Annotated in this window: 23 protein-coding genes; 12 read left to right on the top strand and 11 right to left on the bottom strand. The window is 34.3% G+C overall.

Annotation, left to right across the window (positions count from 1 at the left end; genetic code table 11):
* Positions 1-88: 88 nt before the first annotated feature.
* The 3 genes from HQN85_RS00950 to HQN85_RS00940 form a co-directional block, all read right to left on the bottom strand.
* Positions 89-733 (bottom strand): porin family protein, encoded by a 645-nt coding sequence (locus HQN85_RS00950; RefSeq protein WP_173268474.1) that lies wholly within the window; start codon positions 731-733, stop codon positions 89-91.
* Positions 734-835: 102 nt separating this feature from the next.
* Entirely contained in the window at positions 836-1,369 is a 534-nt protein-coding gene (locus HQN85_RS00945) for a hypothetical protein (protein ID WP_173268473.1), read from the bottom strand.
* Positions 1,370-1,493: 124 nt separating this feature from the next.
* Positions 1,494-2,201: an ATP-binding cassette domain-containing protein gene (locus tag HQN85_RS00940; protein ID WP_173268472.1), complete on the bottom strand. Its 708-nt coding sequence runs from the start codon at positions 2,199-2,201 to the stop codon at positions 1,494-1,496.
* 506 nt (positions 2,202-2,707) lie between these two features.
* Here HQN85_RS00940 and HQN85_RS00935 point away from each other — a divergent pair.
* A complete protein-coding gene (locus tag HQN85_RS00935) occupies positions 2,708-4,189 on the top strand; it encodes a glycine--tRNA ligase (RefSeq protein WP_173268471.1) in 1,482 nt (493 codons plus the stop codon).
* 47 nt (positions 4,190-4,236) lie between these two features.
* On the opposite strand, the gene arsC is transcribed toward HQN85_RS00935, so the two are convergent.
* Both arsC and HQN85_RS00925 read right to left on the bottom strand, forming a co-directional pair.
* A complete protein-coding gene (gene arsC, locus HQN85_RS00930; RefSeq protein ID WP_173268470.1) occupies positions 4,237-4,578 on the bottom strand; it encodes an arsenate reductase (glutaredoxin) in 342 nt (113 codons plus the stop codon).
* 3 nt (positions 4,579-4,581) lie between these two features.
* Positions 4,582-5,781: a C40 family peptidase gene (locus HQN85_RS00925; RefSeq protein WP_173268469.1), complete on the bottom strand. Its 1,200-nt coding sequence runs from the start codon at positions 5,779-5,781 to the stop codon at positions 4,582-4,584.
* 145 nt (positions 5,782-5,926) lie between these two features.
* On the opposite strand from HQN85_RS00925, the gene HQN85_RS00920 reads away from it, so the two are divergent.
* The 7 genes from HQN85_RS00920 to HQN85_RS00890 all read left to right on the top strand — a co-directional run bounded on the left by HQN85_RS00920 (position 5,927) and on the right by HQN85_RS00890 (position 12,526).
* The gene (locus HQN85_RS00920) at positions 5,927-7,855 is read left to right on the top strand and encodes an LTA synthase family protein (protein WP_173268468.1); all 1,929 of its coding nucleotides are present in this window, start codon (positions 5,927-5,929) and stop codon (positions 7,853-7,855) included.
* A 1-nt stretch (position 7,856) separates the two neighbouring features.
* The gene (locus HQN85_RS00915; RefSeq protein ID WP_173268467.1) at positions 7,857-8,333 is read left to right on the top strand and encodes a GtrA family protein; all 477 of its coding nucleotides are present in this window, start codon (positions 7,857-7,859) and stop codon (positions 8,331-8,333) included.
* Positions 8,334-8,491: 158 nt separating this feature from the next.
* The gene (locus tag HQN85_RS00910; RefSeq protein WP_173268466.1) at positions 8,492-10,267 is read left to right on the top strand and encodes an aromatic amino acid hydroxylase; all 1,776 of its coding nucleotides are present in this window, start codon (positions 8,492-8,494) and stop codon (positions 10,265-10,267) included.
* The gene (locus HQN85_RS00905; protein WP_173268465.1) at positions 10,268-10,969 is read left to right on the top strand and encodes an SDR family oxidoreductase; all 702 of its coding nucleotides are present in this window, start codon (positions 10,268-10,270) and stop codon (positions 10,967-10,969) included.
* Positions 10,970-11,021: 52 nt separating this feature from the next.
* Positions 11,022-11,396 (top strand): hypothetical protein, encoded by a 375-nt coding sequence (locus HQN85_RS00900; RefSeq protein WP_173268464.1) that lies wholly within the window; start codon positions 11,022-11,024, stop codon positions 11,394-11,396.
* Between the two features lie 135 nt (positions 11,397-11,531).
* Complete coding sequence (locus HQN85_RS00895; RefSeq protein WP_173268463.1) at positions 11,532-12,068, top strand: C40 family peptidase; 537 nt, start codon at positions 11,532-11,534, stop codon at positions 12,066-12,068.
* Between the two features lie 47 nt (positions 12,069-12,115).
* The gene (locus HQN85_RS00890) at positions 12,116-12,526 is read left to right on the top strand and encodes a DUF1801 domain-containing protein (protein WP_173268462.1); all 411 of its coding nucleotides are present in this window, start codon (positions 12,116-12,118) and stop codon (positions 12,524-12,526) included.
* 99 nt (positions 12,527-12,625) lie between these two features.
* On the opposite strand, the gene HQN85_RS00885 is transcribed toward HQN85_RS00890, so the two are convergent.
* From HQN85_RS00885 to rpiA, 3 genes are all read right to left on the bottom strand, one after another.
* Positions 12,626-13,513 carry a flavin reductase family protein gene (locus HQN85_RS00885; protein ID WP_173268461.1) on the bottom strand — a complete coding sequence of 296 codons (888 nt, stop codon included), beginning with the start codon at positions 13,511-13,513 and terminating at the stop codon, positions 12,626-12,628.
* A gap of 68 nt (positions 13,514-13,581) precedes the next feature.
* Positions 13,582-14,577, bottom strand: a complete 996-nt coding sequence (locus tag HQN85_RS00880) for a fumarylacetoacetate hydrolase family protein (protein WP_173268460.1) — start codon at positions 14,575-14,577, stop codon at positions 13,582-13,584.
* A gap of 76 nt (positions 14,578-14,653) precedes the next feature.
* Complete coding sequence (rpiA, locus tag HQN85_RS00875; protein ID WP_173268459.1) at positions 14,654-15,340, bottom strand: ribose-5-phosphate isomerase RpiA; 687 nt, start codon at positions 15,338-15,340, stop codon at positions 14,654-14,656.
* A 249-nt stretch (positions 15,341-15,589) separates the two neighbouring features.
* On the opposite strand from rpiA, the gene HQN85_RS00870 reads away from it, so the two are divergent.
* The 3 genes from HQN85_RS00870 to HQN85_RS00860 all read left to right on the top strand — a co-directional run bounded on the left by HQN85_RS00870 (position 15,590) and on the right by HQN85_RS00860 (position 18,382).
* Positions 15,590-16,756 (top strand): homogentisate 1,2-dioxygenase, encoded by a 1,167-nt coding sequence (locus tag HQN85_RS00870; RefSeq protein ID WP_173268458.1) that lies wholly within the window; start codon positions 15,590-15,592, stop codon positions 16,754-16,756.
* Positions 16,757-16,873: 117 nt separating this feature from the next.
* A complete protein-coding gene (hppD, locus tag HQN85_RS00865; RefSeq protein ID WP_173268457.1) occupies positions 16,874-18,004 on the top strand; it encodes a 4-hydroxyphenylpyruvate dioxygenase in 1,131 nt (376 codons plus the stop codon).
* A gap of 21 nt (positions 18,005-18,025) precedes the next feature.
* Positions 18,026-18,382, top strand: coding sequence for a DUF6970 domain-containing protein (locus HQN85_RS00860; RefSeq protein ID WP_216847199.1), 357 nt, complete (start codon positions 18,026-18,028; stop codon positions 18,380-18,382).
* A 202-nt stretch (positions 18,383-18,584) separates the two neighbouring features.
* Here HQN85_RS00860 and HQN85_RS00855 read toward each other — a convergent pair whose 3' ends face one another.
* Positions 18,585-21,581, bottom strand: coding sequence for a glycoside hydrolase domain-containing protein (locus HQN85_RS00855; RefSeq protein WP_173268456.1), 2,997 nt, complete (start codon positions 21,579-21,581; stop codon positions 18,585-18,587).
* A gap of 168 nt (positions 21,582-21,749) precedes the next feature.
* On the opposite strand from HQN85_RS00855, the gene HQN85_RS00850 reads away from it, so the two are divergent.
* Positions 21,750-22,673 (top strand): YihY/virulence factor BrkB family protein, encoded by a 924-nt coding sequence (locus HQN85_RS00850; RefSeq protein ID WP_173268455.1) that lies wholly within the window; start codon positions 21,750-21,752, stop codon positions 22,671-22,673.
* Here HQN85_RS00850 and HQN85_RS00845 read toward each other — a convergent pair.
* Together HQN85_RS00845 and HQN85_RS00840 are read right to left on the bottom strand one after the other, a co-directional pair.
* Positions 22,670-22,948: a hypothetical protein gene (locus tag HQN85_RS00845; RefSeq protein WP_173268454.1), complete on the bottom strand. Its 279-nt coding sequence runs from the start codon at positions 22,946-22,948 to the stop codon at positions 22,670-22,672. The two genes, HQN85_RS00850 and HQN85_RS00845, sit on opposite strands and share 4 nt — an antisense overlap.
* A 112-nt stretch (positions 22,949-23,060) precedes the next feature.
* Complete coding sequence (locus HQN85_RS00840; protein WP_173268453.1) at positions 23,061-23,648, bottom strand: porin family protein; 588 nt, start codon at positions 23,646-23,648, stop codon at positions 23,061-23,063.
* Positions 23,649-23,740: the final 92 nt, after the last annotated feature.

The raw sequence follows: 23,740 nt of genomic DNA, 5'->3' as shown, positions 1-23,740 counted from the left end.
CGATAAATGAAGCCGAAGTTATACAATATCTCTAAAACTAAAAAGTCCCGACAATATTGCCGAGACTTTCTTCAAAGTTTTTGTAATATTAAAATGTAAAGCCTAAGCCAACAGAGAAAACTTTGTTTTTAAACTTCATATCAAGACCTTCTTGATCAGGAATTACACTGCTTAAGCCTAATCCATAACCAGCATGAATATTAACACGGTTAAGTTGGTAACCGGCTAAAAAGTTTAATCCAAATTCGCTACGCTTAAAATTATCTTCATCAGAACCGATTTCAATATCCTGCTTTATGCCACCAGATTTTGCATACGCATCAACAGCAAATGCATAGTAAGGGCCAGCACCAAAGAAAACTTTGCCACTACCGGCCGCAAAATTTGCTAATAAATTTACAGGAACTTCAATGTACATAGCGTTAATGGTTCCACTAGCATCTGAATTTACTGTACTGCCATCAAAGTTAAAATCCCCTCCATTTACTTTAGTGCCTTTATTAACTAAAGTTAAACCTGGTTGAACAGAAAATATGTTTGAAACCGGAATATCCGCTGTTCCACCCACATAAAATGATGTTTTCGAATCGAAACTTGCTGACACACCCATCGTAGACAAAGTCATATTGGAAAAAGTTACACCAGCTTTTAAACCGAATTTAACTGGAGTTTGAGCTAAAACTGCTGTACTTAAGCCCGCAATTAAGGTTAAGGATAATACTAATTTTTTCATGTTTTCTTGTTTGTTTATCTGATTGTAAAACTATAAAATTAGTAGCAATAAAAAAGCCCCAGTAAAAAATATTTACTGGGGCTTTAGTTAATAATTGATTACTTATAGTCCAAATGCAAATGCAGCACGTAAACCCATAAAGCCAAATGAATTGCCATCTTTTGACCAGTTTTCATAACGTAAACCGAAGTCTAAGCTAGATTTATCTGACACTGAGAAGGAAGCTCCTAAAGTTGGGGCTAAAGCTAAAGCAGTACCTCCGCCGTTTTCTGTACTAATTGCAGCACCTACTTCACCAGCAGCGTAAAAGTTACCACCAAAATAATATTTAACGCCTGCTTTTAAAGGAACAATTCCTTCGCTAGTTGGAAAACCTGCAGCTTTAGCTATGTCCTTTGAGTCGCCTGTTAAAAAATGTGATAAATAACCACCAGACACAGTTAAGTTTAAAGATTTAGCAATTGGTTGCTCAAATTGTAATGATCCACCTGCAAGCATGTTGTCTTTTGAATTGTCTCCAACAGGCAAACCCGCTTCTGCTCCAATATTTAATTTTCTAACAGCACCTTCTGTTTGTGCTGATGCTGCAAAGCCTAAACCTGCAACAAGGGCTAATGATAATACTAATTTTTTCATCGTGTTTTTTTGTGATTTATTTGTTAATTAATTACTTCATAAGACACAAGAACTAAGCCATTCGTTACAAGAAATTGTCATAGGTTTGACAACTTCTGAGAGTATCTCAGTATTAATATGATATTCAATTAGTTAATTTTCTAAAAATATCTTCCAAAGAATCTGTTCTGTTTTGCGCTTTCAGATCCTCTATTGTGGCATTTGCGACAATTTTTCCTTTATTTATGATAATTACCTCATCACAAATGGCTTCAACTTCTTGCATAATGTGTGTAGAAAGGATAACTGTTTTATCCTTACCCAAATTTTTAATCAATGTTCTAATGTCTGCCAGTTGATTAGGGTCTAAACCAGAAGTTGGTTCATCTAATATTAAAACTTGGGGGTTATGAATAATTGCTTGTGCCAAACCTACTCGTTGCTTATAGCCTTTAGAAAGCATATTAATCTTTTTATGCTGCTCTGGCCCTAATCCAACTTGTTTAATTACATCTTCTACCTTATGTTCTAAATTTTCTAATTGATAAGTTTGACCCACAAAACTTAAAAATTCACGAATGTACATATCATTATATAAAGGTGTATTTTCTGGTAAATAGCCCATTTGTTTCTTTATAGCAAGGCCATCTGTCAAAATATCCATATTGCAAATTTCAATACTGCCAGATGTAGCTGCCAAATAGCCAGTCAGCATTTTCATAGTAGTAGATTTACCAGCTCCATTAGGACCCAAGAAACCTAAAATTTTACCAGGCTTCGCTTCAAAACTGATGTCATCAACTGCTTTTTGAAAACCGAAGTGCTTAGATAGGCCTTTTACTTTAATACTCATTTTAATCCACAATTAGGTCTGCAAACTTAAGCTTTTTATCGTTTTATAGTTATTGCCTAAAATATCAAAAGCAATCAACTGATTTTTATGCTGATTAAATTATATGTACAAACTATTTTAGGTTTAAAATTACATTATCAAAATTTCTATATCACCTATTTATTACAAAATTAATTAGTTCCTTACACTTGTTTCATTTTTCAAATTGGCATTAATAACTTCATAAAAGCATTAAAAAATGTTAAGTATTAAAACGCAGTTTGGACGGGGTTCGGTCGGAGTTGGGTCGGGGTTTGGTCGGGGTTGTGACAATTCTACCCGACCAAAGTACGACTGAAGCCCGAATGAAATATAACTCAATAAATACGCTAATACTTTACAGTAAAATCTAAACTTTCTATTTAAAAAACTAGTTACTAAGGCCATTATCTATTCGCTTTTCTATTTGCAAAAACCTCCATTTTCATACCTCAACCTTTTAGCTTATTTATTATATTTGCCTCACTATGGCTAAAAGTAACGACGAACAATTTAAAAATGTAATATCACACGCTAAGGAATATGGTTTTGTATTTCAAAGCAGCGAAATATATGATGGCTTAAGTGCCGTTTATGATTATGGGCAGTTAGGTGCCGAATTGAAAAACAACATTAAAACCTATTGGTGGAAAGCCATGGTGCAAATGCATGAAAACATTGTAGGGATTGATTCTGCAATTTTTATGCATCCTAAAGTATGGAAAGCAAGTGGTCACGTGGATGGTTTTAACGATCCGATGATTGACAATAAAGATTCGAAAAAACGTTACCGTGCTGATCAATTATTGGAAGATAAAATTGCTCGTTACGAAAAAGATGGTAAAACGGAAAAAGCTGCAAAATTGCAAGCTGATATGGATGCCGCTTTAACAGCAGAAGATTTACCTCGCTTAAAGGTATTAATTGAAGAACACGAAATTGCTTGCCCAGTTAGTGGAACAAAAAACTGGACTGATGTTCGTCAGTTTAACTTAATGTTTAGCACTCAGTTTGGCGCAATGGCAGAAGGAAGTGATGAAGTTTATCTCCGTCCTGAAACTGCGCAAGGTATTTTTGTAAACTTTTTAAATGTACAAAAATCTGGAAGAATGAAAATTCCTTTCGGGATTGCTCAAATTGGTAAAGCCTTTAGAAACGAAGTAATTGCTCGTCAGTTCATAATGCGTATGCGTGAATTTGAGCAAATGGAAATGCAATTCTTTGTTCGTCCGGGCGAAGACAAAAAATGGTTTGCCTATTGGAAAGAAGCTCGTTTAAAATGGCATAAAGCATTGGGAACATCCCCAGATAAATATCGTTTCCACGATCATGTTAAATTAGCACACTATGCTAATGCAGCTACAGATATCGAATTCGAATTCCCTTTCGGCTTTAAAGAAGTAGAAGGAATTCACAGTAGAACTGATTTCGATTTAACACAACATCAGGAATATTCTGGCAAGAAAATGCAATATTTTGATAATGATTTGGATGAAAATGGAAAACCTTATGGCAATTACGTTCCTTACGTTATCGAAACTTCTATTGGTTTAGATCGTATGTTTTTGTTAACAATGATCAATGCTTTTGAGGAAGAAGATTTAAGTACACCAGAAAAACAAGATAGCAGAACTTTACTTCGTTTACATCCAGCTTTAGCACCAATTAAAGTAGCTATTTTCCCACTAACCAAAAAAGATGGTTTACCAGAAAAAGCCCGTGAAATTATGGATCATTTGAAATTTGATTTCAACTGTGTATATGAAGAAAAAGATGCAATCGGAAAACGTTACCGTCGTATGGATGCAATTGGAACTCCTTTTTGCGTAACTGTAGATCATCAAACATTAGAAGATAATACAGTAACCATTCGTCATCGCGATACAATGGAACAACAAAGAATTGAGATTAAAGAATTGCATACTATTATTGAAGGCAAAGTAAGCTGGAGAAATTTGCTAGCTCAGTAATTATAGATTAGACATTGAAAAGCCGCTAGCAAAACTAGCGGCTTTTTTTATAGTATCTCATCAAGTGCATCATCAGTTCTTGCAATAACTGCCCTATCTCCATTCACAACAATAGGTCGTTGTATTAAGATTGGATTTTCATGCATCGCGATGATCCACTCTTCATCTGTCAACTCTTTTCCTTTATATTTTTCTAGATAAACTTTTTCGTTTGTTCGAATTAAATCGTGCGGTTTACAACCTAACTTTTGTAGTATATTTTTCAATTCAACTACGCTTGGTATATCTTCCAAATAGTTAACGATTTGAAATTCTTCATCGCTTTTTGTTAGTGCTTTTAATGCCTCACGACTTTTGCTGCAACTATTATTATGATAAATTATCAGCATATATTAGTTTTTCCCATACCATTCATGGTGATCTACTCTTGTAATTTCAGGTTTACCAATAGCAGTTAAGATTCTTCTCGCACCTACCAATGTAGTCGATTGACCTTCATCATAATTAGCTGCAGTTGGCACCAAACTATTAATTTTAACCATGCCTGCACTCTGAATAAACTCGCCATTACCCATATAAATTGCTGTATGGGTAACTCTGCCGCCGTTTATGCCTCTGCGTTTAGCTGCAGAAAAAAACAAAAGATCACCTGGCTGTAAATTCGCCAAGCACTTCGCAACACTGATCGTCTCATTTTCTAAAACATCAATGCCATCACCAACTAAAGCCTGTTGAGAAGCATCACGGGGAATAATAATTCCATTTAAAAAATAAGCCGTTTTAGTAAAACCACTACAATCTACCCCTTTAATAGAAGTACCACCCCATAAATAAGGCACACCTAGCAAAGTTTGTGCAGTAGCTAAAATGGCAGTAGCCTTGGGGTTCGGTCTTTTTAACCATTGTTTATACATTCCAGCTTGGGCTTTTGGTATAAATGCAGTTCGTTTATCAGGATACCCTACTTTATAAAATCCATTTTCTTCTCCTAATAATTGCAGTATATTTCCGTTAACTAAATCAGAAACTCGAGTCGAATTTATATCAGCTTTGCTAAATGCATGACCATAATCTGCGGTAAAAACAACTTTATCAGCTTTTTGCCAATCTTTAAAAGTTTGTTCATTCATTACAGCAAGTGCACCACCATCGGTCCATGCTAAATAACCATCTGGTGTTTTAACCAAATAAAATCCACCTTGCTTTTTAAATATCTCAACAGGTGTACCCAACAACATTTGTGTCATTAGTTCTGCCCCATGTTGTGGATTGCTTCTATTATTACCAACAGAAATATTTGCCACCCCATATATTAACCCATTTGATGATTTTGCAGGCAATAAAACAGAAGTAAACTTTACGTTTTGTATAGTAGGTTTCATCTTTTCAAACTCAAGCAAAGCCGCTTCCGATGTACTTTCTAACCGAATAGAATCACCTCGCATTTGTAAGTTAAAATAAACAGAACGTTTATCTGGAGCATATTTTTTTTGCACTTCAGCAGCAAGAGTACGGTACGCAGTAGTATCAGATTGTGCCTTAGCTCCAATTACACAGAAACTTAAAAACAAGCCTAAAAATAAACCTTTCATTTGTATATCATTTATTTAACGAAGTTACACTATCTACAAAATTATAGTGTTTCATTTAAGTAATTTATCTTTTACAACCTTATTTTATCTACTTCACAGGTTTCTATTCTCTATTTTAATTAAATTGCCAACTTTTTAGCAAAAAATGAAATCCATAAATCAAAGAGAACAATCCATTTATGTAGCATTAGTATATCGGCTTATAGTGCTATTACTATTGTATACACTCTGCAGAATTGGCTTTTATATTACAAATCGTTCACTTTTTAATCATATTCCATTTACTGATTTATTGTACATTTTTGCTGGTGGCATCAAATTCGATATCGTTGCAATACTCTACATCAACTCACTTTACATAGTTTTACAAGCAATACCATTTCCTTTCAGATACAGAAACGGTTATCAATTTTTTTGTAAATGGTTATTTATTATCACCAATAGCATAGGTTTCTTAGCCAATTTTATAGACTTTGCTTACTATAAATTTACCCTAAAACACACTACTGCAAGTGTATTTTCGCAATTTAGTAACGAACAGAATAAACTAAAACTATTGATAGATTTCTTGGGAGATTATTGGTATCTACTCATCCTATTTATCATCTTCATCTACTTATTCATCAAGTTATACCAAATTATTCGAATACAAAAAGCACCTAAATTTACTTGGTACGTTTACTTAGCCCATACATTGACTTTAGTACTCATTGCGGGTTTATGCGTAATTGGTATGCGTGGTGGTTGGCGTCATAGTACACGACCAATTACCATGAGCAACGCTGGTGATTTTGTAAAATCACCCGGTGATATGAGTTTGGTTTTAAATACGCCTTTTACCATCATGAAAACCCTAAAGGCAAACGATTTAAAACCCATTAACTATTATAACCAACAAACACTTGATAGCCTTTACAATCCAATTCATCAACCAGAAAACAAAGGGCCATTTAAAAAACTTAACGTTGTATTTTTAATTATAGAAAGCTTAGGAAAAGAACACATAGGCGCCCTAAACAAAGATTTATTAAGCGGAACTTACAAAGGCTACACACCTTTTATAGATAGTTTGGTGGCTCAAAGTTTTACTTCATCACACACGTATGCTAACGGCAGAAAATCTATAGACGCATTACCCTCTATTATTTCTGGTATTCCATCCATTCGTGAACCCTTTGTACTTTCATCTTATTCTAGCAATAAAACCACAAGCATTGCAAAATTATTGGGTGAGGTAGGCTACCAAACTGCGTTCTTTCATGGGGCACCAAACGGCTCGATGGGCTTTTCGGCATATACAAACCTTGCCGGAATTAAAAAATACTACGGCAAAACCGAATATAATAACGATGCAGATTTTGATGGCATTTGGGGCATTTGGGATGAACCTTTTATGCAATACATGGCAAAAACCCTCAATACATTTAAACAACCTTTTTTCTCCGCATTCTTCTCCGTTTCCTCTCATCACCCCTTTAAAGTGCCCGAAAAATATAGCGGAAAATTCCCAAAAGGTCCACTTCCAGTACAAGAACCAATAGGTTATACTGATATGGCCATCCAAAAGTTTTTTGCTACGGCTTCAAAAATGCCTTGGTATAAAAATACCCTATTTGTATTGGTTGCAGATCATGCTACTGTATCTTACTTGCCCGAATACCAAACAACACCAGGTTATTTCTCTATTCCAATTTTATTTTACTATCCTGGTGGAGATTTAAAAGGGAAAACAGATAAATTGATACAACAAGCAGACATTATGCCTACCGTTTTAAATTATTTAAACTATAACAAACCCTATTTCGCCTTTGGGTTCGATGCATTTAGCCCAAAAAACAACAACTTTGTAATAAATAATAACGATGGCAGTTTTAGCTTTTACCAAGGGGATTATCTTTTAATTAACGACGGACAAAAATCTACTGCCTTATTTAATTTAAAAACAGATCGACTTACAAAAAACAACCTCATAAATAAGAGGCCAGAAGTTCAAAATTCGATGGAAAAATATCTAAAAGCATTCATACAACAATACAACAACAGAATGATTAAAGACCAATTAACTGCAAAATAATATGAGAAAAAGAGCACTAATGGTCATCGATTTTTTTTACCCACCATTCAAAAAATGGTTTAGCCTACACACATTTAGGTATATGGCAGCAGGCGGTATCACCGCAGCAACAGGGATAATTGGCTATTTTCTAATCTATAATTATGTTTTACACCAGCAAGATGTAACCATTGGTTCTTATTTAATAACCGCACACATAGCAGCCTTAGCAATCGAGTCTGTATCTACTTTTATCGTAGGTTTTACTCTAAATAAATATCTCGTTTTTACGCAATCAAACCTAAAAGGACGTATTCAACTCTTTAGATACGCAACAGTAGTAGCAACAAATATTCTACTCAATTACGCCCTCATGAAAATCCTAGTCGATGGATTTCAATTCTACCCTACCATTGCAAAAACATTAATCACAATTATTCTAGCTGTATTCAGTTATTTCTCACAAAAATATTTCTCATTCAGAGTAAAAAAAGAATAAACACAAATAGAAATGCATACAACAAAAGCTAAGTAAAGGTAGACCACAATGGCAGCAGACTAAAAAATGATAGTCATCATTTTAGCGTAAAAGGACATTCTTTTCTTGCATTCCTAATGCAAACAAGCTAATTTAGCCATAATCAATACCATACCACAATGAGCGATTTTAATAATCAGCAAGTAGCCCAACTCCCTAAACACCTAAGGCAGTTTATAGTAGAGCAACATTACGAAAAATACACACCAATAGACCAAGCGGTGTGGAGATACGTGATGCGTCAAAATTATAGCTATTTAAAAAATGTGGCATACTATCCATACATTAAAGGTTTACAGCGAGCCGGTTTAAGTATAGAATATATCCCCGATTTACAGACTATGAACGATAACCTAGGCAAAATTGGCTGGGGCGCCGTTACTGTAGATGGATTTATTCCGCCAGCTGCCTTTATGGAATACCAAGCGTACAGGGTTTTGGTAATTGCAGCAGATATTCGTCAAATTAATCATATAGAATACACTCCAGCACCAGATATTATACATGAAAGCGCTGGCCATGCACCAATCATCGCCGATACAGATTATAATAACTACTTAAGCTATTTTGGATCTATTGGTGCAAAAGCAATGTTTTCGAGCAAAGATTTCGAATTGTACGAAGCCATACGCAAACTTTCTATTTTGAAAGAAGCAGTTAATGCAGATGAAGAAGAAATCGCCCTTGCTGAAAAAAATCTGCGTTACATTGCAGATAATATGGGCGAACCGTCAGAAATGGCTTTACTTGGTCGCTTACATTGGTGGACAGTTGAATACGGTCTAATCGGAACATTGGAAAATCCGAAAATTTATGGTGCAGGCTTACTTTCATCTATTGGCGAAAGTGCAACCTGCATGAATCCAGATGTTAAAAAGATTTGGTATAATTTAGATACTATTAATTACCAATACGATATTACGCAACAACAACCACAGCTTTTTGTTACACCAACTTTTCAAAACTTAATAGATGTTTTAGAAGCCTTTGCAGATACCATGGCTTTTAGGCGTGGTGGTGCTGAGAGTATTTTAAAAGCAATTGAATGTAAAAACCCTGCAACGGCAGTTTATAGCTCAGGTTTACAACTTACTGGCGTATTTACAGATATCGGCTTAAGCAAAGCTGATGAATTAACTTTTATTAAAACTACGGGTCCGTCTGCATTGGCGTTTAATGGCAAACAACTCTCAGGACATGGAAAAGATTACCATAAAGATGGATTTTCTTCGCCAGTTGGCAAACTGAAAGGCGTATCAAAACCATTAGAAGAACACAATTTAATAGAGCTAGAATTAATTGGCATTTTTGAAGGAAAACAAGTTGAACTCACTTTCGAAAGTGGTATAACTATAAATGGCTCAGTTAAAGAAATTGTAATTAAGGAAAGTAAGGTTATTTTAATCGTTTTCGAAAACTGTACAGTTAAAGAAGAGAATGGGAATATTTTATTTAAACCAGAATGGGGAACTTATGACATGGCAGTTGGGGAAAAAATAATTTCTGTATTTAATGGTGCAGCTGATAAGGATGCCTTTGAAGAGATCATTTTCGTAAGTAAAGAACAAACGCACAAAGTAACGTATGATGAAGAAACGAAACAGTTACATACGCTATATCAAAAAGTTCGTTCAATAAGAGAAAACCAAGCTGGGTACGAAGAATTGGCTGAGATCTTTAATACATTAAAAACTTCCCATCGTATAGATTGGCTTTGCGCACTAGAAATTTTAGAAATTGCATATCATAAGCAATTAGACCCTTCATTTGAAAAAGAATTACGCATCTATTTAGAAATGAAAGCCGCAACTGAACCAGATCATGCAAAATTAATTAATGACGGCTTACATGTAATTGCAAACCCAGTAACACAATTAATAACAGAGGAAGATTAAATGAACGTAATCATAACAGGTGCAAGTAGTGGTATAGGTTTCGAAACCGCATTAGAATTTACTTTAGATAGTAAGAACAAAGTAGTTTGTATAGCTCGTTCTGCAGATAAACTGAGAAAACTACATGAAATTGCAAAAGGCATTAACCTAGATTGCACCTTATTACCAGTTGCATTTGATTTAGTAAACGACGATTATGCAGCCTTAATTCCTTTTATTAAAGAGCGATTAGGCACAGTTGATATCTTAATAAATAATGCAGGTAGTTTAATTAATAAATCGTTTGCCGAAACTACGGAAGCAGATTTAGCAGAAATGCTAGAGCATAATGTAATGAGCCATTTTAAAATGATACGCCATACATTACCATTTATGCAGAGCGGAAGTCATATTGTAAATATTGGTAGTATGGGTGGTTTTCAAGGAAGTGTGAAATTTCCAGGTTTAGCTGCTTATTCTGCTAGTAAAGCAGCTTTACATGCATTAAGCGAATGTTTAGCATTCGAATTAGCAGATCAAGGAATAAAAGTAAATTGTTTAGCGTTAGGGTCGGCGCAAACTGAAATGTTAGAGGCAGCATTTCCGGGTTATGAAAGCCCTGTAATGGCTTTTGAAATGGGAAAATATGTGGCTGATTTTGCTCGCACTGGGCATAAGTTTTTCAATGGAAAAGTGTTACCTGTCGCAGTAACTACGCCGTAGCACTTTTTTTGTTTGGCAATAGGTTTGAATAACACTAGAAAAATTCAAACTTATGGAAAACAACATTACTACGACAACAACAGACAGCGGTAAAACTGCTGCAATTATTAGCTATTTCTCGATTATAGGATGGCTGATTGCTTATTTCGCTTTTCACAAAGACAAAAAAACTGAACTGGGAAGTTTTCAACTAAGACAAACTTTACTTTATGCAATTTTATCAACAATACTTTATATGTTGTTATCTTTCGTTTTAACAATTATAATAATTGCAACAGGAATTCTCTCATTAATATATTTAGCATACGTTCTATATGTAGTTTTAATTGTGGTTTGGTTAATTGGTTTAATTGGCGCTATTAAAGGTGTGAAAACACCAATGCCAATTATCGGACAAAAAGCTCAAACCATGTTCTCATCTATTTAATTTTAAATATTTTTATCAAAAAGCCTACTTTCATATTGATTAGTAGGCTTTTTTACTGAAGTCAATTTTACACAAACTTCAAATTATCAACATCTTAGGTCATTTATATTTTTTTCTTATCTTTGGAAACCTAATATGAAGAAAATAGTATTTATCCTTTCTTTTATTTTGTTCTTCGCCTTAACTGGTAAAGCTCAAGACAATAAATCATTACCAAAACAGTATCAAGAAGCTGTTACAGATATATTGAGTAAAATTCCTGATGCTGCTACTAATAAAGCTACACAAATAATGGATTTTGCGAAATCGCTTCTCGGCGTTCGCTATAAATATGCCTCTAGTAGTCCTGAAAAAGGATTTGATTGCTCTGGATTTGTGAGTTATGTTTTCAAAAATTTTGGTTTTACAGGCGCACGTTCTTCAAGAGATTTTGCCAAACAAGGTAAGCAAGTAGCATTAAATGAAGCTAAAGTTGGCGATGTTTTGGTTTTTACAGGAACAAATGTAAAACAAAGAACACCTGGCCATGTAGGTATTATTTATTCAATAGATGAGGATGGCAAAATCAAATTCATTCATTCATCATCTGGTAAGGCACATGGTGTTACAGTTACCGACTTAGAAGGTTATTACAAAACTCGATTATTAAAAGCCGTTACAGTAGTAGAATAATCTTTTTCATTTCTTTTTTTGTATGTTCATGTCAAAAATTCACTTTTATGGCAGAGTTAAAAACAAAAGTTACCGAACAACCTGTACAAGATTATTTGATGCAAATTTCTGATGAAGTAATTCGGAAGGATTGTCAGACTATTTGCCAAATAATGGAAGATATAACTAAAGCGAAAGCAAAAATGTGGGGAACAGCGATTATTGGAGTTGGAGACTATACCTACAGCTATTCAACAGGAAGAACTGGTGATTGGTTTATGATGGGCTTTGCACCAAGAAAAACAAACATTAGCTTGTATATATTAGGTTGTGGAGCTGAGGAGAGAACAGATATCCTTTCCCGCTTAGGCAAACATAAAACTGGTAAAGGCTGTATTTACATTAAAAAATTAAAAGATATTAATGTTGATGTTCTAACAGAGATGTGTGAGATTTCATATCGCAATTTGAAGAAGTAGTTATTGTCATTCAGAGAGAAGCGATTAACCCTAAGAGCAATAGATATGTCGAAACCTAACATTGTAAGATTGCTTCGTTCCTCGAAATGACGTAGTCTATTATAACAATACTACTTTCAAAGCGTCAATCACATTCCCCATTGCTAAAAACTGATGAGCTAGCTCATGCAATTCTCGTTCTCTATTCGTTTCATCGCCAATAGTGGCATCTAAAATATCTTTAACAGCAGTGCTCCATCGCATAGCATCAATTTCTTCATTTGTAGGCAAATATTCCATATTACCTAACATGCCTAAATCATTACCCGTTAAAACTGATGAATTCCTAACGGAAATAGGCAGAGTATCAACTCCTATACCCAAAGTCGTTAGAGGTTTTGCCACTTTAAACAAACTTTCTGGTGTAACCCTGCAATACCAATCACCACCCAATCGAGCCACTAAATCTATTTTAGCTTGATCAATTCTCCCTTCTTCATCTAAAATTGCCTCCTTAATATGAATCAATTTTATTTCTGCTAGCACTAAATTTCCAGCACCATGCTGATCTCCTAGCGGAATAATTTCTTTTACAATACATTCCATTTGTACAGGTGCTTCTGCAACTCGTGGGGGTTTTACCAATTCAGATTCGAGCATGGTAAAACCAGCTTTTTCAAATTCATTTACACCCTTCGCATATTCTGTACTAGCTAAACTTGTTTGCTGCACCATGGCGTAATCAACAATGTTGATAACACATTCTTTAACTTCCAGTACGTTTTGCAAACTATGTTTAGTGGTATTATCTCTAACTCTGCGTGCAGGAGAAAAAATGCACATCGGTGGGTTTGTGCTAAACATATTAAAAAAGCTGAAAGGGCTTAAATTAATATTCCCTTCAGAATCTATTGTCGACGCAAAGCAAATTGGTCGCGGTGCAATAGCGTACTGTAAGTAGTTTTGCAGTTGAATTGGCGATAGATCGGAAGTTTTTAAGGTTAGCATTTTAAAGAATTATATTAATTGCTTCGTCCATTGCGAGGAACGAAGCAATCTTTAAAAATTAATAGCTCTTATTTTTTAAGTGCCAAGATAGAAAAATCTGTGTCCGTCTTAGTAATGATATTGGTTAGGCTTCCTAAACCAGTAATCTCCATTTCAACATCATCACCAGCTTGTAGCCACTGAGTTTTATAATTTGGATCGTTTAATAAACCTGTGCCGTTTAACTCTAAGAAACAGCCTGTTCCAACAGTTCCCGAACCAATCACATCACCTGGTAAAATATCTACACCATATGCACAACGTTCAATAATCTCTGCAAATGTCCAATCCATGTCTGCCATATTTCCAGCAGATACTTCTATCCCATTCACTCTGCAAATCATTTTTAAATTGTAAGCATTCCCAACGTGATTTGGTTTCGCAGCAACTTTATATTGTTCCAACTCATCTGGCGTTACTAACCATGGACCAATAACGGTAGAAAAATCTTTCCCTTTAGCTGGGCCTAAGTTTAACAACATCTCTTCCATTTGTAAAGTTCGGGCACTCATGTCGTTCATAATCATATACCCAGCAATGTATTCATCAGCCTCTGCGGCTTTTACATTACGACCTTTTTTTCCTATTACAACAGCTACTTCTAATTCAAAATCTAATTTCTGGAAATGATCTGGCATACATTCTATTTCTCCAGGACCTTGAATTGCATTATGATTGGTGAAGTAAAAAATTGGATATTGATCAAATTCTGGAATCATATCTACCTTACGGTTACGTCTGGCTGCTGCTACGTGTTGACGAAAAGCGTAACCATCTCTACAAGAAGTTGGATGAGGAACTGGAGCAAGTATTTGATAGAATACTTCTTCCTTTGGATTTAAATCGCCATTAATAATATCCTGATTAATTTGTTTAGCTCTTTCCATCAAAGCGTCTCCACCTTGTAAAAAAGCATTCATATCATCAGGAATTAACTTATTACAAGAATTTAAGTTGTAAATATGTCCATTCACGTAAACACCCAAGTGCTCTCTATCTTCGGTTTTGTAGGATACTAACTTCATATGATATCTGGTTAAATATGGTGGTAAAGCTAAGGATTAGTGCTAGGTTTCAAAATTTTTATTAGATATTTCTATCCTATACTTTATGGTAACTTGTAATTTGATTGCCTTTGGCCATAAGTATAATATCGGTTAGGTTTACAAAAATACCATGTGCTAAAATCCCATCAATTTGATTTAGCTCATTGGCTAATTTTTCAGGATCGTTAATTAAGCCAAAATCAGTATCAAAGATGTAATTCTGGTTATCAGTTATAAATACTTCATCATTTTTAACTCTTTTTACAGGTTTACCTTTTAATTCTTCAATTTTAAGAATTACATAATTTTCAGCATTTGGATTAACTTCTATTGGCACTTTAAATGCGCCCAGTTTTTCCACTAATTTACTGCCGTCAGTAACAACAATTCTCTTTTTACTTAGTGAGGCAACTATTTTCTCTCTAAATAATGCACCACCACCACCTTTAATGAGATTAAATTGTTCGGTAAATTCATCTGCACCGTCAATACTAATGTCAATTGCATTTACTTTACCTAATTCTAATAACGGAATGCCCAATGAAATTGCTAATTCTTTTGTAGCTTCAGAACTAGGAACTCCTGTGATTTTTAAGCTATTTTCCATCAGCTTTGCTAATTCTTTAATGGCTAATGTTGCAGTTGATCCTGTACCTAAACCCACCACATCATTATGTTTAACAAAAGCAATGGCAGCTTTCGCAGCAGTTAATTTCTCTAAATTCTGATTATCATTTGCCATAATTAAAAGTATGAATTAATTTGAAATTGCGGTTAAAAATCATAATTTTACTCACGAAATGATGAACAAATCAACATATCAAAACTGTAATGCAAATGAAGTTCTTGCTGCTTTTAGATATGCAATGCTTTCAAAAATCATTTTTGCGCAATATTCTTTTTAAGCCGTTTTTCTAAGCGTCAATTTTAAAACGTTTCTTACGTTTTATTCGTTATATATTTAACATTTCTAACCAAATTACCTAACGCTATGCCAATTTACCATACATTAGGAACTATTCCGCCGAAGCGACATACTGTTTTCCGCAAACCAAATGGCAATTTATACGCTGAGGAATTAGTTTCAACTGAAGGTTTTTCAAGTTTATATTCACTGGTTTATCATTGTCACCCGCCAACGATTGTAAAGTCTTTAGGTGAGCCTTATTCTGTTGAACCGAAAATTGCTCGCGAAAAGCATTTAAGACATACGAGTTTAATTGGCTTCAATATAAAACCAGAAGATGATTATTTAAAAAGTCGTAAACCGGTTTTAGTAAACAGCGATTTACATATATCATTGGCAGCGCCAAGAAAATCAATGACGGATTATTTTTACAAAAATAGTCAGGCAGATGAAGTAATTTTTATTCATGAAGGTTCAGGAACACTAAAAACTGGCTTTGGTAAAATCAAGTTTGCTTACGGCGATTACTTGGTTATTCCTCGTGGCACCATTTATCAATTAGAGTTTAATGAGGAGAAAAATAGACTTTTCATCGTAGAAAGTTTCAGTCCTATTCGTACGCCAAAACGTTATCGTAATTCATTTGGACAATTAGAAGAACACTCTCCTTATTGTGAAAGAGATATTAAACGTCCGCAAGATTTAGAAACCATTGATGAAGTTGGAGACTTTAAAGTTTTAATCAAAAAACAAGGGATTATGTATCCTTATATTTATGGTACACATCCTTTTGATTTTGTAGGATGGGATGGTTTCCATTACCCATGGGCATTTTCTATTCATGACTTTGAACCGATCACAGGTCGTTTGCATCAGCCACCACCAGTTCATCAAACTTTTGAAGGACATAATTTTGTGATTTGTTCTTTTGTTCCGCGTAAATACGATTATCATCCTTTGTCAATTCCTGCACCGTATAACCATAGCAACGTAGATAGTGATGAGGTTTTATATTATGTAGATGGAGATTTTATGAGTCGTAAAAGCGTGGTAAAAGGTCAAATTACTTTGCATCCAGGGGGAATTCCTCACGGACCACATCCTGGAACAGTAGAAAAATCAATTGGGAAAGAAAGTACAGAAGAATTAGCTGTAATGATAGATCCTTTTAGACCTTTAATGTTAACCCAAGATGCGGTTGATATTGAAGATGAAAGCTATCATACTAGCTGGCAAATTAATGTAGAATAAATGAGTCGGAAAAGTTATTAGTCAGAAAGTTCGAACGATATAATTCCAAATTTAACATTAAAGAATAAACCTCCGATTTCCTGTCTTGCGGACTTTCGGACCCTAAAACACCATACAATGTCAACACAAACATTTGCAGAAAAAATAGCAAAAGCACAAGATTTCCTTCCCATTAACGGAACGGATTATATAGAATTTTACGTGGGCAATGCCAAACAAGCGGCTCACTATTATAAAACAGCATTCGGATTTCAATCTTTAGCGTACGCTGGACCAGAAACTGGTGTTAGAGACAGAGCTTCTTATGTTTTACAACAAGGCAAAATCAGGTTGATTTTAACTACTGCTTTAAAATCTGACAGTCCAATTGCTGAACATGTAAAAACACATGGTGATGGAGTAAAAATATTAGCACTTTGGGTTGATGATGCGTACAGTGCATTTGAAGAAACCACCAAACGTGGCGCAAAACCATATTTACAACCACAAACGTTAACCGATGAATATGGAGAAGTAAAAATGAGTGGAATTTACACTTATGGTGAAACTGTTCACATGTTTATTGAGCGGAAAAACTATCAGGGTATTTTTATGCCTGGCTATCGCGAGTGGAAAAGCGAGTACAATCCAGCAGATGCCGGGCTTCTATACATTGACCATTGTGTAGGAAATGTTGGATGGAACAGAATGAATGAAACCGTAAAATGGTACGAAGAAGTAATGGGGTTTGTAAATATCCTTTCTTTTGACGATAAACAAATTAACACTGAATATTCTGCCTTAATGAGTAAGGTAATGAGCAACGGAAATGGTTTTTCTAAATTTCCAATTAACGAACCAGCAGAGGGGAAGAAAAAATCTCAAATTGAAGAATATTTAGAGTTTTATGAAGGTGAAGGTGTGCAACATATTGCAGTTGCAACCAAAGATATTGTTAAAACAGTTACAGATTTAAAATCTCGTGGTGTAGAATTTTTAAGTGCTCCGCCAGAAGCCTATTACGAAATGATGCCTACTCGTGTGGGTGAAATTGATGAAGAAATTGCGTTGTTAAAAAGCTTAGGTATTTTAGTTGATTGTGATGAAGAAGGCTATTTGTTACAGATTTTCACAAAACCTGTAGAAGATCGTCCAACACTATTTTTTGAAATTATTCAGCGTAAAGGAGCACAATCTTTTGGAGCTGGAAACTTTAAGGCTTTATTCGAATCATTAGAACGTGAGCAAGAATTAAGAGGAAATTTATAAACCATTTTATTGTTATAACGCATGATTGCTTCAAGAATTAAACTACTGCTAATTGGGGTTGTACTCTTGCAAACTCAAACTTGCAAAAAAGAAGATTTTAAAGATGTTCCCGTTTGCATTCTAGAAAAAATAAAGCAATTAAAAGCTGAAGATGTATCAAATCCACCAGCGAGTGTTTGGCAATATGAATACAATGGACAAACGGTCTATTTTATTCCACAAAAATGTTGTGATTTACCGAGCTTGCTTTACGATAAAGATTGCAATTTAATTTGCAGTCCAGATGGTGGTTTCACAGGCAAAGGCAATGGAAAATGTAAAGACTTTTTTGAAAAGCGCACTAAAGAAAAGCTAATCTGGAAAGACGATAGAAAATAATAAAAAGCTGTTTAGGAAACTAAGCAGCTTTTTTAACAATGTCCTAAGGCGTAATAAATAATCACAAATATCACGATGGTAGATAAACAACCTCCACCAAGTTTTTTTGCGCCATACCCGGCAATTATCGTTCTGAAGAAATTATTCATATTAAATGGTTTTAAGATATAACCATTTTGCACTGAAAAAAGTTTTTTTCAGTTTATTTTTCCTTTATCACAATGAGTAACCCTTTTCCTTTTGGCACTAAAATTTCACTTTGGGCAGTTAAAGAGCTTGAAGTTTGAAAATCTTTCACATTTGGAACAGTAATCACAGCCTTTGCTGGATCAATTCCTAATTTCTTCCAATCGATATTTAACGTAATTTTCGCATCGTTATCTGCCCAACTAGCAATCGAAACTAAAGCAGCTCCTGGCTTTTTATAAACTGTTGTTAGAATTTCAACATTACTCGTTTTAACTGGACAGTTTTCAGACCAATAGCCAATCATTTTTGTGCCTTTCATCCCGAAATCATCCCATACTTTCCAAATTGGACGAGGATCATTATTGCCAGACCAAGGTAGACGATTTGTCATTCCGTAAATCATTCCACGCCATGGGTTTCCACCGTCTTGTAGCATCTCTCCCATTAACCCAAAAGGAATTCCGCTTACTTCTGTTAAAAAGAAATCTGGTTTATTTTTTTCATAATCGAAATATTCACCAAACCAAAGGCGATTTAAATATGGAAAATGTTCCATGTATAAATTTCCGCTATTATTAAATCCGTCGCTTTTATTGTACTGATTTGCTGAGTGTAAATCGATAATTCCTGGATGACCATCTTGAGTTAAAACACGTTTAATTCGTTTCATGGTTATTCGATCGAATGCAACATCATCCAAATAAATGCCATCAATTCCTACATTTTTGGTTAACCAATTCATGCCTTCTACATAGTAATTATGCCAACGGCTCATTCCACTATTTACTATTGCTGCATCTTTAATTTCTGGCACAAACCAAGCTGCTATATAATCATCTTTAACATGCTCTTGCAACCAAGAAAATCCACCTCCTTTACCAGGCGAATAAATTTCATGACCTAAACTTCGCATTGGAAAGGTTTCATAAGCTCGGTTAGATAACTCGCGAACTGTATTGTAAATTTTCACTTTCAAGCCTTTGCTATGTGCTTCATCTATATAGCTTTTCATCTTTGCATGTTCAATAAATGGATAATTTATCCATGGATTGATTGGTGTAGCATGATGAATATTGATAACTGTTGCCCCTGTTTCTTTAATGCTATCTATGCTATTATATTTATGATAAAAACGATTTTCCCATTGAAAATCGGTGTTTATAGTGTGAAATGGTGTAATTAATAACGTGAAATTATAATATAACACATCACCTTTTTTTAGCTGACGTTCTCCTGTATAATTATTAGCCAACATTGAGCTTCCTTTTATACCAATAGTTACTCCGCCTTTATTTTCATTGCCCCATGAAGTTGGCAACAACAATGGTTTTTGTAAGTAAAAGTTGGTATTCAATGGTCTTACATATTTTTCATCACGTAATGCATATTGCAAACCAGCATTCACATTACCAAGCCAAGCACCATCTTGATTTTTATTAGCTACATCCCATTTCCAGTCAAATTTTTCAGGGCGAAAACCTCCTTTTTGACCAAATCCCATCATATAAGTTGCTGCAGTTTTATTGAAAGGAATATGCATTGTTACATCTTTTAAATCAACATCTTTTAATGCGGTAACTTTTACGGTATACGCTAAAAAGCCATCAAATTCCAAGCTACCGGCAACATCCATTTGTAAACTGTCATTTACATTTTTGCTTTTCCATTGTACAGTTCCAGCTTCCTTTTTGGTAAATTCTATCCCACCATCTTTAAGCACAGAATTTTTTCCATCAGCTTTGCGTACAAAGTGGAAATGAATGTTTTCTGCCAATAAATTATTTGGAGTTGTTGTATAATCTGTCATTTCTGGACTAAAAAAAGTTTGAATTTGTTTTGGAAAACCATTTTTATCCAATTCTACTTTTCTACCTAAAAGACTAATTGTATTTCCTTGAATTTGTAATGGAGTGTAAGGGGCAATTACCGTATTTTTTTGTGCTAATGTAGAATTTAACCAGGTTAAGCGAGTTTGTTTCCATGGTTCGTCAATTCCCCCATTTGTTTTAACAGCACCAGGAGCAACTATTAAATTTACTTTCACCACTTGTGATGGGGCATTAGCTGAAGTAACAGTTACCGTTCCGATATAGGTAGAGCTATATGCATTTTTTGGAATGGTAAGCAAACACCATAAAGCTTGTACTTGATTAGCAGGCACATCAACTTCTTTTTTAAATGGGACATCATCATAGGCAATTCCATCTGTATTTAAACAAGAAAGCAAAGCTGATGAAATTTTATGTCCGCTTTTATCCTTTAAATCGCTGAACTTCAATTTTACATTTTGTAAATCTTTTAAAGCAAAAATCCCAAGTTGGAAAGAAAAATTTTCTCCTCTAAAAGCTCTATCTGTAACTATTTTTTGTACACCTTTAGTAATCCACCGTTGTGGAATATCATTTTTCATTACTATTGGATAATTCCTGCTTTCAGGAAAAACGAGATAAGCGGGTTCAGCATTTTTAACACTCAGCGCTTTCACTTCTTCCGCCGTTGCGATTACTTCCATTGGATAAACACTATTAAAAGCATTAATAGATTCTATCTGTACCACTTTAGTATTTATAGCAGTGGCGTTTGCTTCCTTTATAGAAATTTTGTCATCCGATTTTTCTTGTTTGGGGTAAATTCCTTTTGGATAATTTGATCTACCTTCATTTTTATAGGGCTGATAATAAATATAATATGTACCAATTCCACTTTCTGGTTCGAAGCAAATCAATCCATTTTCTTTATCTATTGAAATAGGTAAAATGCTGTTAATTTTCTTCCCTGTTTTTGCATCCTGAACAATAATTGCTTTCTGTTCTGGATTTGGATCACTCCTGCGCCAATTAATCAAAACCTTGGCTATTTTTCCTACCCCATTAAAGCTAACTTTTGCTCGTTGATTTCCTAAAGAATCCGCATTCCAATTGTTATTGCCTGATGTATATTTTATTTCCTGAGCGTTAGCATGAAATGATATTAAGCATACTAGCAATAAAGTGGAAAATAGATTTTTCATGAATTAGGGAGTTATAAGATTACAATGCAGTAAATTTAATTTTTTTCTTCTTTGTTTAATAAAAACTAGCAAATAAAGCCTTTTTAATAACTCTCAACTTCCTTTTACTGCGAAAACCACATTATTTAGCATAATTTTATTAATTTTGAGTTCAGGGTAACGCTAACGATGCAAGCAATTACAGTAAAGAGATCTAGATTATTTTTTAAGCATTTAAGAATAGCATTTAAGTTATTTAGAAAGAATGATCCTTTACGTTTAGCTGGAGCGACCGCTTTTTTTGCCAATTTTGCGCTGCCACCTATCCTGCTCATCTTAATTCGATTATTTGGATTTTTTATTGATAGAAAAATATTAGTAACAAGGCTATTTGAGCGTTTGGCAAGTATTTTAGATGATAGTAGCACAGCTCAAATCCGTCAGACTTTAAGAAATATACGTGGAGTTGATTATAATTGGTGGGCAACAATTCTCAGTTTCGTATTTTTTATTTTTGTAGCCACAACGCTGTTTAGTGTGATAAAGAGTTCTATGGACCAGATTTGGAGCATAGGATTAAATGAAAAACTGGGTATACTATTTAATTTGAAGCTGAGAGCACGCTCCATGATTATCATTCTATTGGCAGGAATTTTATTTTTTGTAGGCTTATTAACGGATAGCATACAAGCAATAATTGGAAGTTACATTAATACTGCCGCCCCAACTTTTGGCAAAATATTTCTCTCCATATTAAATCAATTGCTATTTATAGTTATTGTTACGGTTTGGTTTAGCGTTTTATTTAGGTTTTTAACCAATGGCAGGCCAAGTTGGAAAACAGCAATAAGAGGCGGCTTGTTAACAGGTGTTTTGTTCACGTTAGGAAAATACATTTTGCGAATTATGCTTCCCTTAAGTAATATCGGCAATATTTATGGCGCATCCGGTTCTATTGTGTTGATTATGCTTTTTGTATTTTATTCTTCCTTTATATTTTATTTTGGCGCCTGTTTTGTAAAAGTACTTAGCGATGCCAGTACAAAACCCATTCACCCTATTAAAGGAGCTTTCCTTTATGAGCTAAAAGAAATTATTAAAGAAAAACATTAATTAGTTCGCATTCCAACCTGCTCAAAACCTTGCATTTCAAATACAGCTAGTTTATTCAAAACATTACAGTGTAAGGTTCCAAAAAAATTAAAAATACCATCTTTATTTTTTCCTTCAATACAAATTGTCTCTTTAACTATTTCACGTTGTGCTAAATTCTGGTCGCCAAGAATTAAGTTTTCGTCCTGAATAATGATGTCTTTTGCTTCAATTGCAAACTCTTTTAATAATGCCAAAAAGCTCTGTCCGTTTAGTAATAGTTCTTTGATATTCATGGTGTTAAAGATTAGGGTTTTGATTAGAAAACATATATCAATTTTAACGCCAAAAAAATGGATAAACTTAAAAAGTCTATCCATTTTTTATCAACTGGAAAAGATGATTTAACTAAAACAATTTGTACGCTAAACCTAGGGTAAATAAATTCAATTTTGTAGAAGAATAACCCTCTGAATTAAGTTTAGAAAGCCCTAGTTCATATCTTAAATCCACACCTAATTTACCAAGATCTAAACCTGCACCAAATTGCCATGCAAAAGCTTGATCTTTAAAATTACCATTAAAAGCTGCTCCAGCTGCTTGAGAAAGACTTTGATCTTCATTTAACACAAACGATACAACTGGACCAGTATTTAAACGCAAACCTACACCAGCAGCTCCAAGTTTAGTACCCACTAAAACCGGCACATCTAAACTGGTAAATTTTACCTTATTTTCAACACCGGCAGAATTTTCTAAAGTTGCATTTTTACCAGACAAATAAAGTTCTGGCTGTAAATGTATACCCGCAGCTCCTATACGAGCCCAAACTCCAGCATAATAACCTGCTTGGTTATCACTACTAAAAGTATTTGATGTATTAAATTTCGATAAATTCATTCCTCCTTTTAAACCAAACTGAAAAGAAGGGAGCACTTGACTAAATGCAAAAAAACTACTGCAAATAAGCAATAAAGATAAACTGATCTTTTTCATATGAAATAATAATTATTTGTATAAATGTACTATATTTTAATTAGAACTAATTCTTGATCTAAAAGCAGCTATACTTAAATTCAATATAAATG

This window comes from Pedobacter boryungensis, assembly GCF_013204825.1.
Lineage (GTDB): Bacteria > Bacteroidota > Bacteroidia > Sphingobacteriales > Sphingobacteriaceae > Pedobacter > Pedobacter boryungensis.
The sequence above is the reverse complement of the archived record's forward strand: the minus strand, read 5'-3'. Positions and strand labels throughout refer to the sequence as shown.

What these genes read in the sequence shown, in the direction of transcription:
- HQN85_RS00950 (WP_173268474.1), bottom strand. Translation starts at nt 733, where the DNA reads ATGAAAAAATTAGTATTATCCTTAACCTTAATTGCGGGCTTAAGTACA.
- HQN85_RS00945 (WP_173268473.1), bottom strand. Translation starts at nt 1,369, where the DNA reads ATGAAAAAATTAGTATTATCATTAGCCCTTGTTGCAGGTTTAGGCTTT.
- HQN85_RS00940 (WP_173268472.1), bottom strand. Translation starts at nt 2,201, where the DNA reads ATGAGTATTAAAGTAAAAGGCCTATCTAAGCACTTCGGTTTTCAAAAA.
- HQN85_RS00935 (WP_173268471.1), top strand. Translation starts at nt 2,708, where the DNA reads ATGGCTAAAAGTAACGACGAACAATTTAAAAATGTAATATCACACGCT.
- arsC (WP_173268470.1), bottom strand. Translation starts at nt 4,578, where the DNA reads ATGCTGATAATTTATCATAATAATAGTTGCAGCAAAAGTCGTGAGGCA.
- HQN85_RS00925 (WP_173268469.1), bottom strand. Translation starts at nt 5,781, where the DNA reads ATGAAAGGTTTATTTTTAGGCTTGTTTTTAAGTTTCTGTGTAATTGGA.
- HQN85_RS00920 (WP_173268468.1), top strand. Translation starts at nt 5,927, where the DNA reads ATGAAATCCATAAATCAAAGAGAACAATCCATTTATGTAGCATTAGTA.
- HQN85_RS00915 (WP_173268467.1), top strand. Translation starts at nt 7,857, where the DNA reads ATGAGAAAAAGAGCACTAATGGTCATCGATTTTTTTTACCCACCATTC.
- HQN85_RS00910 (WP_173268466.1), top strand. Translation starts at nt 8,492, where the DNA reads ATGAGCGATTTTAATAATCAGCAAGTAGCCCAACTCCCTAAACACCTA.
- HQN85_RS00905 (WP_173268465.1), top strand. Translation starts at nt 10,268, where the DNA reads ATGAACGTAATCATAACAGGTGCAAGTAGTGGTATAGGTTTCGAAACC.
- HQN85_RS00900 (WP_173268464.1), top strand. Translation starts at nt 11,022, where the DNA reads ATGGAAAACAACATTACTACGACAACAACAGACAGCGGTAAAACTGCT.
- HQN85_RS00895 (WP_173268463.1), top strand. Translation starts at nt 11,532, where the DNA reads ATGAAGAAAATAGTATTTATCCTTTCTTTTATTTTGTTCTTCGCCTTA.
- HQN85_RS00890 (WP_173268462.1), top strand. Translation starts at nt 12,116, where the DNA reads ATGGCAGAGTTAAAAACAAAAGTTACCGAACAACCTGTACAAGATTAT.
- HQN85_RS00885 (WP_173268461.1), bottom strand. Translation starts at nt 13,513, where the DNA reads ATGCTAACCTTAAAAACTTCCGATCTATCGCCAATTCAACTGCAAAAC.
- HQN85_RS00880 (WP_173268460.1), bottom strand. Translation starts at nt 14,577, where the DNA reads ATGAAGTTAGTATCCTACAAAACCGAAGATAGAGAGCACTTGGGTGTT.
- rpiA (WP_173268459.1), bottom strand. Translation starts at nt 15,340, where the DNA reads ATGGCAAATGATAATCAGAATTTAGAGAAATTAACTGCTGCGAAAGCT.
- HQN85_RS00870 (WP_173268458.1), top strand. Translation starts at nt 15,590, where the DNA reads ATGCCAATTTACCATACATTAGGAACTATTCCGCCGAAGCGACATACT.
- hppD (WP_173268457.1), top strand. Translation starts at nt 16,874, where the DNA reads ATGTCAACACAAACATTTGCAGAAAAAATAGCAAAAGCACAAGATTTC.
- HQN85_RS00860 (WP_216847199.1), top strand. Translation starts at nt 18,026, where the DNA reads ATGATTGCTTCAAGAATTAAACTACTGCTAATTGGGGTTGTACTCTTG.
- HQN85_RS00855 (WP_173268456.1), bottom strand. Translation starts at nt 21,581, where the DNA reads ATGAAAAATCTATTTTCCACTTTATTGCTAGTATGCTTAATATCATTT.
- HQN85_RS00850 (WP_173268455.1), top strand. Translation starts at nt 21,750, where the DNA reads ATGCAAGCAATTACAGTAAAGAGATCTAGATTATTTTTTAAGCATTTA.
- HQN85_RS00845 (WP_173268454.1), bottom strand. Translation starts at nt 22,948, where the DNA reads ATGAATATCAAAGAACTATTACTAAACGGACAGAGCTTTTTGGCATTA.
- HQN85_RS00840 (WP_173268453.1), bottom strand. Translation starts at nt 23,648, where the DNA reads ATGAAAAAGATCAGTTTATCTTTATTGCTTATTTGCAGTAGTTTTTTT.